Here is a 14,237-nt window from a genome sequence, read left to right as displayed (position 1 = left end):
AGCCCGTCGGGCTTTCCCCCGAACGGGCCTGTTTTTTATTCGATCAGAATGACAGGGTCATACCGGCGTAATACGCGCGCCCAGGTTCGTTGTAAGTCGATGCCCCTTGGTTCTCGCGGTATAGCTGTTTGTCGAACAGGTTGCTGATACCGGCATTCAGGCGCAGATCCTTGGTCAGATCGTAATTCACGCCAACCGCGGCCACGGTGTAAGCTCCCACCTCATTGGTCGCCAGCGAACCGACTTCATTACGGCTTTCGGCATATTCACGTGGCTTTTGACGCCCATAGAATGTCCAGGTGAGGTTGGTCGAGAGTTTGTCGGTCACCTGATAATCCAGCATGGTGTTAACGGTGTATTTCGGGATCACGGAAAGCGGATTCCCGGTATCCTTGTTCTCCGACGTGATCATATAGGTCGCGTTGGTACGCCAATTCAGCCGGTCTTTCACTACCGGGATCACCAGGTTGCCTTCAAGCCCTTCCACCACCGCCTTGCCGCCGTTTTCCCAACGCAGAATGTTGTAGCCGTTAGAGGCGTAGCCCACCAGATCGGTCCCGGAAACGATTTTGTTTTTATAATCGTTGCGGAAATAGGTGATGCCGGCGTTGAACCCTTCATAGGTGAACTCCAGGCCGACCTCTTTGTTGATGCTGACTTCCGGATCCAAATCGGCATTGCCCATCAGGTAGCAGCTCCCTGTCGCAATGTTGTTCGGGCAGCCGTTGCCGCGGGTGGCAAGCAGGTAGCCTTCACTGGACTGGTACAGGTTGGGGGCTTTGAAGACGCGGGCGATCCCGGCTTTCAGTTTGAAATGGTCGCCAAGTTCCTGCGAGGCATTCAGGCTTGGGCTCCAGTTGCTGCCGAATTTGCTGTGATAATCAAAACGCATACCGGGGATCAGCAGGGTGCCGGGCACCACTTCGATATTATCTTCGAAGTACAGGGCGCTGAGTTCGGCGCTGTTTTTGGCGCTGCGCCCGGAAGGATCGCCGGAAATATCGCCGATGGTGACGCCGCTGGCGTCGGTGACCTGCATGGAAGCCGGATCGTCGAGCTGCTCACGGTTCCACTCGGCCCCCAGGGTCATGGTTTGTTCGAGCCACAGGTTGAGCGGCAGCGTCAATTCACCGGTGGTTCTGACATTTTTCAGCCGGCTGGTGTTGAATTGATCGCTGTTGATCATCCCCTCTACGCGCCCGGTTGAACCTTCCTGAAGGCGGGTATTGTTGGTTTTTTCGTAGTAAACGCCGACGCGTGACTGGCCCCAATCCCAGATGCCGTTATGGGTGATGCCGTAAGTCTGGCGATATAGGCGGTTGGTTTCTTGTCCGTACAGTGACGAGACCAGATCGTTCGGGCTGAGATTACCGTTGCTGTACTGGGTATCGCCGGCGTAGATATTGCCCTGACGGCTGTAGCCCAGTTCAAAATCAACGATCTGCGTCGGGGTCATTTTCCAGGAGAACAGGGCATTGACGTCTTTGTTACGCACGCCTTCGTTGCCGGCAGCATAGGATCCGTTTTGTGCGGTGTTGATATCCGCCGCATCGGCGTCGGTCTTGTTAAAGTTACCGTACAGGCGCATGGTGAGCGCGTCGCCGGCCAACGGGCCGCTGAGGCTAAAGTTGGTGCGTTTCGTTGCGCCTTCCTTGTCGTTTTCAGGCTGGTTGGTAAACAGCGACAGGCTGCCATGCCAGTCATTGGTGGGGCGTTTGGTGATGATATTAATCACGCCGCCGGCGGCACCGGAACCGTAACGCGCCGCCGCTGGCCCGCGCAGCACTTCGATGCGCTCAACCATTTCCGCCGGCACCCAGTTGGTATCGCCGCGGGTGTCTCTTTCGCCGCGCCAGCTGTAGCGAACAGAATTGCGCGACGTGGTGGGCACGCCGTCGATTAAAATCAGCGTGTTTTCCGGCCCCATGCCGCGTATATCAATCTGGCGGTTATTGCCACGGCTGCCGCTGGCGCTGTTGCCGGTCAGGTTCACGCCCGGCATCTTACGGATGATGTCGGATAAATCGTTGACCGGCGGATCCTTGGCGATATCTTCAGCGGTAATAATCGAGACACCCGGCTGCTGTTTTAATTGTTCTTCTGCCGGCGCCAAAACCACCATCTCCTCACTTTCACCCACGAGGTCATCGGCGGCATAGCCGCTCCCGCTAATTAACCCCGCCAGCAATATCGCGCCTGGTTTCAATTTGAAAGCGTGTGTGTAAATCATGCATCTTATCCCTGAAAGTGTGTGCAAATATTATTGAATAATTATGATAACGATAACTATTCTCATTTATTGTAAAGGAAGTGCAAATTCACAATATCTCCACAATGTCGTTTCAGGCGGGGTGTGTTTTTATCTGATTGATAAATTTATGTTTTAAAGAAATTTTCTGATGGTGAGCCTCAGTGGCGCAGGGCAGATGTAAAGCTAAAGCCCGCCTGGTTTTCCCCAAACGGGCCAGATAAAAAAGGGATTAATAGGCGAAAGCGGCCCGATGTTTGCGGATAAACTCTGGCCAACTAACCGGCTCTTTGCCGGCAATTGTCGGGAAGTTGTCAAAAGTTTCTTCAACGCCGGGAATATCGCGTTCGGCAATGCGGCGCAGATTGTCGCCAACGCAGTTCATATAAGCCATTTCGGCGCCGGATTGCCGCATGTTCTCCAGGAAAATCCGGTAATCGAGCGCTTCATAGCGAAATGGCTGTCCCAGTATTTCCGTCAACATTTCCGCAATCTCGCCATAGGATTTGGCGTCATAGCCCAGCCGATAGGTTTTGCCCGCATGTTGTTCAGGGTGCAGCAGTGAACAGGCAGCCGCCAGCGCGACGTCTTCGCCGTCAACCCAACTGAAGGGAGCATCACCGGTGTATTGCTGAATGACGCCGTTGACCACCGCGGGAATGCCACCGTAACCGATCAGATTTTGCATAAAGCACTCCGGCCGCAAATGCGTAAAACTGAAACCCAGTGCCTCAATATAACGTTCGATCAACTGATGCCAGGCCCAGTGAGCAATGGTGGTGTCGTCGCGCCCACAGGCACCGAGGTGCACAATATGCTGCACCCCGGCCCGTTTCGCCTTATCGAGAAACACCTTGCTCTGGCGCAGCATGTCGACGGTATAGCCGGTTGCCAGAAAGACGCGATCAATGCCCTGCAGCGCCGGCGCCAGCGTTTCTTCTTGATCAAAATCCATAATGACGGTGCTGATGCCCTGAGCGATAAAAGGCTCGGCTTTTTTCGGGGAGCGTACCGCCGCCACCAGGGTAATGGTGGTGTCCGCCTGCAGGTTACGCAAAGTATCGCCGCCTATCTGGCCGGTGGCGCCAGTAATCAGCACCCTTGGTTTGTTTATGCTCATCAATAAACCCTTGTCATGGTCGGTGGTTGAATCGGGCCTGGCCCTGAGGATGTGTTACCAGATCGAGTTTACGGGGAATAAATTTCCTATTTAGGCTATAAATTACCAAGTTTATGGAATTAAATTCATTAATGGTGGCGGGCTATGTTTTCTTCCGAACGACTCAAAGGTATCGATCTGTTTGTCTGCGTAGCCGATCTGGGCAGCTTTACGGCCGCCGCAGAACGCCTGAATTTAACCGGTTCCGCCATCAGCAAAGGCATTGCCCGTCTGGAGGGTCGGCTGCAGGTTCGCCTGTTTAACCGGACCACGCGGCGTCTGTCGCTGACCGACGCGGGGCAAACCTTTTACCGCACCTGCACCAGCGTATTGGGCGAGCTGGAAGAAGCGGAGCTTGCCATGCAGGCCGAAAATGCCGAGCCACGGGGAAGGGTGCGCATCGAACTTCCCGCAGCTTATGGTCGTCTGCATGCTTTACCGGTGATCCTCAAGCTGATTGAGGATCACCCGCTGTTAATGCCGCATATTTCGTTTTCCGACCGCTTTGTCGATCCTGTGATAGAGGGTATCGATATTATTGTGCGTATCGGCGGCGCGGATATTTGGCCGAATGCTTTAGGGCACTGTTATCTGGGGGCGCAGCGGCATATTTTCTGCGCTTCACCGGCCTATGTGAAAAAGCGCGGCGTGCCGAACAACGAACAGGATTTGGATAATCACAGCTGCGTGGTTTACGGCGAAGGTAACGGCATGCTTACCCCCTGGTATTTTGCCGGCGCGCAGGCGAATAACAGCGAGAAAAGGGTGTTACCGGCGCGGGTGGCTATCGGCGATGCAGAAGGGCAGCTTACCGCCGTTTTGGCCGGGCACGGCATTGCGCAGTTGCCCACCTGGTTGGTGAAACGGCAGCTTGCAGAGGGTTCGCTGGTAGAGGTATTGCCTCATCTGGCAACCGATGGATTACCGATTAATCTGGCCTGGCTCAAGAGTCGGCAGGCGCTGCCGAAAGTTCGCGCATTATTGAAGATCCTGACTGACAATCTGGGGCCAGATGGCAGCATGACGGAGCGCGCCTGAGGCTTGCCAGGCAGTCAGCGGCGGAAAAAGGCTCAGGAAATGGCGGCGGCGAGGTTGCGCAATTCCGGCAACACGCCCAAATTTTTCTCCTGCACGATATCCTGGCAAACTTTCAGGATCACCGCTTTGACCACATCGGAGCTTCGCATCAGGTTCTGTTGTTCCATTAGGCTAGTTACTTCCGCCAGCTGCTTTTTAGTGACTTTCATCGACAGCCGCTTCGACGCTTTGGCATTTGCCAGCTCGCTGCCTAACAGCGCTTTCAGCCCTTCCTGATGGTAGTAACCGGTGGTCAGCGCATGAAGGTAATACAGGATCAGCGTCTTATGAAAATCTTCGCCCAGTGAAGCATCTATTTTCTGCGTGGCGACGCTAAGAATATCGAGATAGTGCGCCGGAACCCGGACTTCCAGCGCCGACTTGCTCTGTTCAAACTCGTTTTTAATTTGCGGCGTGGATTGAGCAGGGACACTGACCACGCTGTCGCACTGGTTACAAACCGCGGCCAGAATATTCTTCACCGTGCCACGTCGATCGCTGAAGTCCACGTCGCGTAAACGATAAGTCGCGATAGATTTCCCGCAGTGGTGACACAGAACGGCGCGCGTATCGCCTTCTTTAACAATTTTCACTTTGAACTCCTTGTCGATTTATTGGTGCACGCTGATAAAGATGACGTCGGGTTCCATAAAATAAAATTTTACGTACCAGTAGCAACCGGACTGCCAGGGTTGAAGAATGTGAACGTCAGTAGCGGCATCCTGATGATGTGGACGGCACTGATATGCATCTCCGGAAGTTTTCCTGATAAGTTCGATTACCCCGTTTTTATCAACCTGACCAGTGGCAAACAGATTCTTGACATCGATGTTGCCACGTACCTCATGGTCATACGCGCCTTGCTGAAGACAGCGTATAGCGAGCTTTTTTACGTCCCTGAATCCCATCTTATCTCCGTATATTGTACGATATTTTACGTACATGCAAGGTGTCTGAACAATTTCGTAGCACTCACTCTACCGGCGATAGCGAGGGGGAAGCTAAGTGATGAACGTGTGTCGCGGGGAGAAAAGACGAAAAGGCGGAGCGCTGCGCAAACTGATGCAACACGTACCAACGATGGCGGATAAAAATGCGAGAAGCCTGCTCAGGTTTCCCTGAGCGGGCTCAAATAGGGTTTTACCACTTCGCACATTTATCCGCCGGAAGCAGGATATGGGGCGAAGTTACTTTGCGGAGAGTTCTCTGCGGATGATCTCTGCACCTGCGCTTAAGGCATTGAGTTTGCCTGTGGCTACCCGACGCGATAAAGGTGCCATGCCGCAGTTGGTCGAAGGGTAGAGTTTGTCGGCATCGACAAACTGAAGGGCCTTCCGCAATGTATTGGCCACTTCCTCCGAGGTTTCTATGGTGTTGGTCGCCACGTCAATGGCCCCGACCATCACTTTTTTACCGCGGATCAGTTCAAGCAGATCCATAGGAACATGCGAGTTATGGCATTCCAGCGAGATGATATCGATATTCGAGGTTTGCAGTTTGGGGAACGCTTCTTCATATTGTCTCCACTCTGACCCCAGCGTCTTCTTCCAATCCGTATTGGCCTTGATGCCATAGCCATAGCAGATATGTACCGCCGTTTCACATTTAAGCCCTTCAATGGCTCTTTCCAGGGCGGCGATCCCCCAATCATTCACCTCATCAAAAAAAACGTTAAAGGCGGGTTCATCAAACTGGATAATATCGACGCCCGCAGCTTCTAATTCTTTGGCTTCCTGATTGAGGATCTTGGCAAATTCCCAGGCCAGTTTTTCGCGGCTCTTATAGTGGTTATCATAAAGCGTATCGATCATCGTCATCGGACCTGGCAGGGCCCATTTGATGGGTTGCTTGGTCAGCTGACGTAAAAACTTGGCATCTTCCACAAAAACGGGTTTTTGACGCGCCACAGCGCCAACCACGGTCGGTACGCTCGCATCGTAGCGATTACGGATTTTAACCACCTCACGCTTCTCGAAATCAACGCCGCTCAGGTGCTCGATAAACGTAGTGACAAAGTGTTGGCGCGTTTGCTCACCATCGCTGACAATGTCGATGCCTGCCCGCAGTTGATCTTCCAGGGACAAGCGAAGGGCATCTTGTTTTCCCTCAATTAATTCCTCATTTTGCAGTTTCCACGGTGACCAAAGTGTCTCAGGTTGTGCAAGCCAGGAAGGTTTCGGCAAACTGCCGGCAGTCGAAGTTGGGAGCAAAATTTTCATAATCAATGACCTTTTATTTTCGGTTAATCAAAGAGCGTAGTGAGCAGACCATTGCTCAAGAATGTTCTTGTAGGGTTTGATGAAATGCTCTTCAGTAAATTTCCCCTGCTCAATAGCCAACTGGCTGCGTTCTTCTCGGTCATAAACAATTTTTGTCAACGAATGATCCTGCTGATTCAGGCTCGGCTGATAATATTGCCCTGCGGCAGAGTTCGCATTGTAAATCTCAGGCCGATAAATTTTCTGGAAAGTCTCCATCGTGCTGATGGTACTGATAAGCTCAATATCAGTGTAATCACTCAGCAAATCGCCGGAGAAATAAAAGGCCAAAGGCGCAACGCTATTTTTCGGCATAAAGTAGCGAACCTGTAACCCCATTTTTTCGAAATATTTCTCAGTCAAAGAGGAGTCGTTTTGCTGATACTCTATGCCCAATACAGGGTGCTGGTTACCCGTCCGCTGATAAGTGTCCTTACTTGAGACGCTTAAGCAGATTACCGGTGACTTTTTAAAATTCTCTTTGTACTCAGCTGAGTTGACGAAATACTTGAATATGTTGCCGTGCAGGTCGCCAAAATCATCTGGAATGCTAAATCCAGGTTTGTTTTTGTTGTGCTCCAGCAGCAATACGCTGAAGTCATAATCTCGCACATAAGAAGAGAAGTTATTCCCGACAATGCCTTCAATCCGCTGGTGAGTTTTTTTATCAATAATGTTGGTTTTTAATATCTCAATCACTGGGAAGGTATTGCCATTGCCTTCAATGCTCATCTCGACAGAAATGATTTCAAGCTCGACAGAGTAACGATCGCTTTTTGGGTTGTCCCAATGAGCTAAAGTATTGAAACGATTATCAATCATTGTCAATGTGTTGCGCAGATTCTCCTGGCGATTTTTTCCTCGGGCCAAATTAGCAAAATTGGTGGTAATACGCGTATTTTCAGAGGGGTTATAATCCTCATCGAAAAGGCTGCGCTTAATCGTAAATGTAAAGTCTCTGCTCATCGCGATGTTGCACCCTAAGTTCTGAGATGAAAACTGAATTGGCTTCTTGATTTCGTAGAAGTTACTGGTTTGTTCGCTCATCAGTCTTCATGTTGTCAATAAGTTAACGTTGCATATTTTATGCCAGAGCCATGGGACGAGTGAAAGCGACTAAATTTCATTACCACATGAGTCATCTTCATGATCTGAGCGCGGCGGGTGCTGACAGGGTGCCAAACGCCGGGCCCACAGATCCGCAGTGGCATCCTGCGGGCATATACGGCTCACTGAACAGGCCTTGGGGAAGGGGATAAAGAGAGGTGGGGGTGCTGATTGCCCACAAGGGCGTGACTTGAGCTTCATTCATATTGCAGCTATTCACCCACATGCCGTTTTTTCATGCAAACGGATGCCAGTGATGCCAGCGGCAGGTTTTTCACCGAGGTTTCGAAAAGCTAAAAGCATTTTTCGTTTTCAATTGATGAATAAACGATCGAAAGAAACCCTAGTTTTGTCACAACCGCTAGCAAGCGTAGTTGTGCACAGGAGTTACTAGATCCCTTTTAGCAGGGATGCAGGTGCAATGATTTTGATTTTTTTAGTGTTTTATTTTGTTAAATTAAATTTAACTTTGCTTAAGTTTTGATTTTTTGTTTTTTATTGGATTTTAAAATTAGTTGGAATGAGAGGTTATTAACATAAAGGCGCGAAAATCATAGAGATCAGATGCTAAGTTGGAAAATGCGTGCGCGAAAACTGAACATGAACAAGCGGGGGGACCAGTGAGTTCTATTAGAATTTTCCTAAAAAAATGGCTAAAATGTTAGTATTCAGTCGTTGAATGCCTTCGTTATATGCAGTAGCACATACTTGGCGTGCAATGATGATTTTACCGAAAATACGGAATTCGTGCTATGAATGATAACGAAGATTCAATATTTAAAAGTAATAACCTTTCTCTTGAACAAAAATTAGAGCGAGCTCGTACTGAGCTTCTTGACTTGTCTGCTCGTAATAAGCTTCTTAACATTCCTCGTTCTAAAACAGCGAAGCTACTAGAAATAATCGATGAAAAGTCTGCTGAGATACATCGATTGCTAGTAAAAGAAGGAAAGGTGTTTACTTTTCTGCCAGGGCGAGCTGGAAAGAAAGGTGAGTTAATCGATGTTAAAGAAGATGATATTGAATCGAATGAAGCTACTGTAGATAGCCGAATGCTTGTTTTTGATGACGATATTGATCCAAATGCTATTCGTTCTGAGCATCAGGACACGAAGTTGCAAACAAGATTGTCCCCACAGGGTTTGCAGAAGCGATTATTAGATCTTTACCATGATTATAAAACGTTAGAAGAGGAGCAAGGTGTAAATATACTTTATCTGACTCTCGGAACCTTAAAGTGGATTGACCCAAACAATAAAGAAAATATCAGGTATGCTCCTTTGATCTTGATTCCTGTCTCTTTAGAGCGCGGAACTGCCGGTGAGAGGTTTAAACTGCGCTCTAGACAGGATGAGATTATTGAAAATCTCTCTTTAGAGGCTTATCTCCAGCGAACGCATGAAATTATATTGCCTAAGATACAATCAGAAGAAGAATTAGACCTTTCTAAATATATCGATGAGGTCGCTCAGTCTGTGCAGATAAAGCCTGATTGGAGTGTTCAAGAAGATGATATTACTCTGGGATTCTTTTCGTTTGCAAAATTTCTTATGTATAGGGATTTAGATCCAGAAAACTGGCCTGAGAACGAAAGTATCACGGAGCAAGCTCTTATTCGTTCAATTATGGTTGATGGTTTTGACGATACAGATGAAGAACTTTCAGATGATGTGCCAATAGATCCCTTCATATCTCCTAGGGACATGCTCCACATCATGGATAGTGACACTTCCCAAACTCTGGCGATACATAATGTACGCGAAGGTAAAAATCTTATTATTCAGGGACCTCCTGGTACTGGTAAATCTCAGACGATTGCGAACATAATTGCTGCTGCAGTCGCTGATGGAAAAACGGTTTTGTTTGTCGCAGAAAAAATGGCTGCGTTAGAAGTGGTGAAACGTCGTCTCGATCATGCAGGTGTCGGTGATGCGTGTCTAGAGTTGCATAGTAATAAGACGAACAAAAGAGTTTTTCTAGAGGAATTAAAGAGGGTTTGGGAGCTAGGATCTCCGAGGGGGGAATTTCCAGACACGTTGGTAGAAAATTTAACGGATGCTAGGGATAAACTTAACGAACATCCTGCCAGATTACACAAAATATATTATCCCTCCGCTTTTTCCCCCTATCAAGTCATGGGGCACCTTGTCCGATTACGTCAGTTAGGCCAAGCCCCTACTGATTTTAATCTGGAAAATTTTGAACATTGGAATGCGAATGATCTTGAGAAACGTCTTAATCTCGTAAAAGAGATTGGTGAACGTATTCTAGATATTGGGTTACCTGATAAACATCCGTGGAATGGGGTGGGTCTCGAGCAAATTTTACCAATGGATGTAGAAAAGTTAATTCCACGTCTGCAAGAAATTAGAGAAGAAGCTTTACGTGTTATAAACGATGTTGAAAAATTGTCGGATGAGCTTTCTGTGACTCCTGTACCGGAGATGTTCTCTTCTGTTGGGATATTAGTTGAGGTTTCTGAACGCATATCTAAAGCGCCAGACTTATCAGCGAAAGCGCTTACATCCGAAGAGTGGAATAATAATATTCCGGCGATTAAACAACTCATAATGTCGGGCAAAGAATACCATGAAACCCGCTTAAATCTTGAGTCAGATATAATAGCCGAAGAAATAGAAACTCCAGTTACTGAACTGGAAGATGCATTGACAACGCTTCCTCGGGAATTTGATGTTAACGGTTTTACAGCGGCTCACTCTCTGTCAAAACTGCTAGCTAAGTTGCGCCTTGATGCTAATCGCTTGCATGAGGAATTAGGAACTCAGGACGGATATTATACAGTTCAAGAAGTAGAGCGTTTAATTGCGCTGGGCGAAAGAATTGCTGCAGCGCCTAATGCCAGCCCAGATGCCTTTATCGCTTCTGTCTGGGATCATGGTGTTGAGAAAGCTGCTGAGTTAGTTGAGTCGATCGCTTCTTTCAGAACCGTTAGCGAATTTCTTGAGCCCAAAATAAACGACGCTGCTTGGGTTACGGATGTTCTTGAGGCCAGAAACCTTCTTGCAACTCATACTGGTATTTTCCGTCATCTGAACGGAAATTGGAGAAAAGCGAAAGCATTGGTCGGTTCTTTACTAAGAGACCGTTCTTTACCTATTGACCAGCAGGTGTTGTTACTTGACGATTTAATTAAAGCGCAAGGTGAGAGGAAAAGAATCCAAGAAGGCAATGACTTTGGTCACTCTGCCTTTGGTAGCGATTGGCGTGGCGAAAAGAGTGATAGTTCCTCTTTGATGGCATTGGTTGAATGGATGAGAACACTCCGTGGTGTAGGGTCTGAAGCGCGAATATTAGCCAGCCGTCTAGTTGACCGCGAGGGGGTGAAACTCCGAGCACAACAACTTAACCAGTTGCTGCAGCAAGTTCGCGTTCAGTTGGACATTCTCTGGGATGCTTTCGGTACATCACCTGAAGAGTATTTTAGTAACCAGATCTCTATCACACGCGTGTCATTTATATTCATTGAGCAAAAAGTTCAAGAACTTATAGAACTCGATAAACAATGTGCTCGTTTGATGGTAAAACCTCCTGCGGATATAAACGAACGTTGCAATTTAGTCACTCGACTTGCTGAGTTGCAGAAACTTATTGCGGAACTACGAGCAAAGGCCCCGCTTGCTGAGAGGGCTTTTGACAAACAATGGCAAGAATTATCATCTGACTGGGAATTCCTGAGTCAAGCTCATCATTGGTTAGAGGAAAATAGCGCTCTACGTTTCGTGGCTGCAAAACTTACAAACAAGGTCGAAACGGCCAAAAATGCACGAGAAACTGACCTATTTAGCCAAAAAATAGTCAGTAAACTGGAAGAAATCGCGAAGGATTTAAAAGGGTCTATTCCAACTCTTTTCGGATCGACAGCTGATCAGTTAAAGATATCGGTTGCTTGCGAAAAACTTAATGCATGGGTTATGAACTCGGAGCAATTATCTAAATGGGTTGCGTACCAACATCGTGTGGCACAGGCTCGAGAATATGGATTATATGAAGTTGTAGAAAGATTGGCATTTGGAGACCTCTCTGTTGACTCTTCGGTATCTGCTGTAGAACGGACCTATTTTGAGTCGTTGCTTAAAATAATGGCTTTCGAAGAGCCTGAGCTGGTGCGTTTTGATGGCGAACTTCACTCTCGCCAAGTTTTAGGGTTTGCAGAACTTGACCTTAAACGTATTAAAGCTGCCAGTTTTGAGGTTGTGCGCGCCCACCACAGACAGATTCCATCTAAAAGCGGTGGGGTCGGGCCTGTAGGTATTCTGCGCTCGGAAATGGTGAAGAAAAGAGGGCATTTGCCTATACGCCAGCTAATGTTGAAAGCTGGTGTTGCTGTACAGGCCTTGAAACCAGTAATGATGATGAGTCCATTATCTGTGGCCCAATTTCTTATTCCAGGCAAGCAAAAATTCGATCTTTTGGTCATGGATGAAGCGAGTCAGATACAACCGGTTGATGCTATTGGTGCAATTGCTCGATGTAAGCAGGTTGTTGTTGTGGGAGACGAGCGCCAACTGCCACCTACGCGATTCTTCGCTAAAATGACTGAATCTGCTCCTAATGATGATGATGATGACGTTTCTCAGGTTTCCGATATAGAAAGTATTCTTGGATTATTTGTTGCGAGAGGATTACCTCAACGTATGTTGAGATGGCACTATCGAAGCCGTCATCAATCATTGATTGCTGTCTCCAATACTCAGTTCTATGAAAATAAACTTTACATTGTACCTAGCCCGTACACTCAGGAAGCTGGTATGGGTCTACAATTTCACTACATTCCTGATGGTGTTTTCGAGTCAGGGGGCAAAGGAACCAATACGGTAGAAGCGAAAGCAGTTGCTAAAGCAATCATGGAGCATGCCCGTAAATATCCTGAACAGTCGCTCGGTGTTGCGACATTTTCTGTTTCTCAGCGTAAGGCTATTCAGGATGAACTTGAGTTGTTACGTCGCTTGAACCCTGACTTAGAGGAATTCTTTAATGGGCATCCGAGTGAGCCATTCTTCGTTAAAAACCTTGAGAACGTACAGGGTGATGAGCGTGATGTGATTATGATATCAGTCGGCTATGCGAAAAATCCGCAAGGATATATGGCGATGCGTTTCGGTCCCCTGGGTTCTGAAGGCGGGGAGCGAAGATTGAATGTGTTAATTAGCCGAGCCAAACGACGTTGTGAAGTGTTCGCCTCAATAACAGATGAGGATATAGATTTGGAACGAGCAAAAGGCAAAGGTGTATTTGCTTTTAAACTCTTCCTGCAGTACGCCCGTACCGGGCGGATATCCTTGGCTCAGCGTTCTGAACGAGAAATGGACAGTGTATTTGAAGAGCAGGTTGCTGATGCACTTCAGAAAGCTGGTTATCAAGTTCATCCCCAAGTGGGTATTGCTGGGTTCTTTATCGATTTGGCTATCGCGGATCCGGACATGCCAGGAAGATACTTGATCGGTATTGAATGTGATGGTCGGGCTTACCATTCTTCACGCTCTGCACGTGAACGAGATCGCTTGCGTCAAGCTGTACTTGAAGATCATGGGTGGATTATCCATCGTATCTGGAGCACCGATTGGTTCCATCGTCCTGAAGAGCAGCTAGATCGTACGCTTAAAGCTATAGAGTCAGCCAAAAAAGAGCTGTCAGAACGGAGTGAGCAATCGCGCCAGAGGACACGTGCAGTACCTGTTGAAATAGTTACTGTTGACAGAGGCCCTATAGTTGAGATTGGTCTTGTTGATTCAGAGACTTCAGCTGAGTCTGAGATCGCTTATCTTGAGGCAAACCTTACAGCTAATCTTGGTTATGAGCTTCATGAAACCCCTCTGGGTATCTTGAGCGAAATGGTTGAACAAGTAGTGGAAGTTGAATCCCCTATTCATACAAGCGAAGTTATCACAAGGCTACGAACTGCCTGGGGGCTGCAACGCTCAGGGGCAAGGATAGAGGCTGTTGTGAGCAGGGCTATTAACTTGGTCTGTAATAGGGGGGATGTCATTCAAGATGGTCAGTTCTTAGTTCATGACAAGTCAACAATTAGCTTACGAAACCGACAGAATGTTCAGTCCTCTGGATTACGGAAACCGGAAATGTTACCTCCTCAGGAGATAGCTGTCGGTATTGTTAAGGTAGTAAAAGATAACCTTGGCGCAACAGATGATGAAATAATTATATCGATCTCAAGATCTCTTGGATTCAAGGCGACAAGTGGAGCCTTGCGTAAAACAATCTCGGATGTGATCGAGCAACTCATCACTAAAAGAACTGTTGTCAGAGAAGACTCTTTGATTATTGAAAATAAAGAAACGATTACAGATTGAGTTAGTTATTAAGGCAAACTCAGCGTGTCAATTTTTGACCTTGAGTTTGCCTCTTTTGA

Annotated in this window: 7 protein-coding genes; 2 read left to right on the top strand and 5 right to left on the bottom strand. The window is 47.7% G+C overall.

Annotated elements, in window-relative coordinates:
• Window positions 1-43: 43 nt before the first annotated feature.
• Together LQ945_RS04890 and LQ945_RS04885 are read right to left on the bottom strand one after the other, a co-directional pair.
• Window positions 44-2,230: a TonB-dependent siderophore receptor gene (locus LQ945_RS04890; RefSeq protein WP_270102395.1), complete on the bottom strand. Its 2,187-nt coding sequence runs from the start codon at window positions 2,228-2,230 to the stop codon at window positions 44-46.
• Window positions 2,231-2,480: 250 nt separating this feature from the next.
• On the bottom strand, window positions 2,481-3,368 hold the full coding sequence (locus tag LQ945_RS04885; RefSeq protein WP_270102394.1) for an SDR family oxidoreductase: 888 nt from the start codon (window positions 3,366-3,368) through the stop codon (window positions 2,481-2,483).
• A 144-nt stretch (window positions 3,369-3,512) separates the two neighbouring features.
• Here LQ945_RS04885 and LQ945_RS04880 point away from each other — a divergent pair, with 144 nt between their 5' ends.
• Window positions 3,513-4,445: a LysR family transcriptional regulator gene (locus LQ945_RS04880; RefSeq protein WP_270102393.1), complete on the top strand. Its 933-nt coding sequence runs from the start codon at window positions 3,513-3,515 to the stop codon at window positions 4,443-4,445.
• 32 nt (window positions 4,446-4,477) lie between these two features.
• Here the strand turns inward: LQ945_RS04880 and LQ945_RS04875 are convergent, their stop codons facing one another.
• The 3 genes from LQ945_RS04875 to LQ945_RS04865 form a co-directional block, all read right to left on the bottom strand.
• Window positions 4,478-5,077, bottom strand: a complete 600-nt coding sequence (locus LQ945_RS04875; protein ID WP_269933713.1) for a hypothetical protein — start codon at window positions 5,075-5,077, stop codon at window positions 4,478-4,480.
• Window positions 5,078-5,671: 594 nt separating this feature from the next.
• A complete protein-coding gene (locus LQ945_RS04870; protein WP_270102392.1) occupies window positions 5,672-6,703 on the bottom strand; it encodes a methionine synthase in 1,032 nt (343 codons plus the stop codon).
• 27 nt (window positions 6,704-6,730) lie between these two features.
• Window positions 6,731-7,708 carry a DUF1852 domain-containing protein gene (locus LQ945_RS04865; RefSeq protein WP_270102958.1) on the bottom strand — a complete coding sequence of 326 codons (978 nt, stop codon included), beginning with the start codon at window positions 7,706-7,708 and terminating at the stop codon, window positions 6,731-6,733.
• A gap of 893 nt (window positions 7,709-8,601) precedes the next feature.
• Between LQ945_RS04865 and LQ945_RS04860 the strand changes: the two genes are divergently transcribed.
• Window positions 8,602-14,178 (top strand): DUF3320 domain-containing protein, encoded by a 5,577-nt coding sequence (locus tag LQ945_RS04860; RefSeq protein WP_270102391.1) that lies wholly within the window; start codon window positions 8,602-8,604, stop codon window positions 14,176-14,178.
• Window positions 14,179-14,237 lie beyond the last annotated feature (59 nt).

The organism is Serratia liquefaciens, from assembly GCF_027594825.1.
Classification (GTDB): Bacteria; Pseudomonadota; Gammaproteobacteria; order Enterobacterales; family Enterobacteriaceae; genus Serratia; species Serratia liquefaciens_A.
The sequence above is the reverse complement of the archived record's forward strand: the minus strand, read 5'-3'. Positions and strand labels throughout refer to the sequence as shown.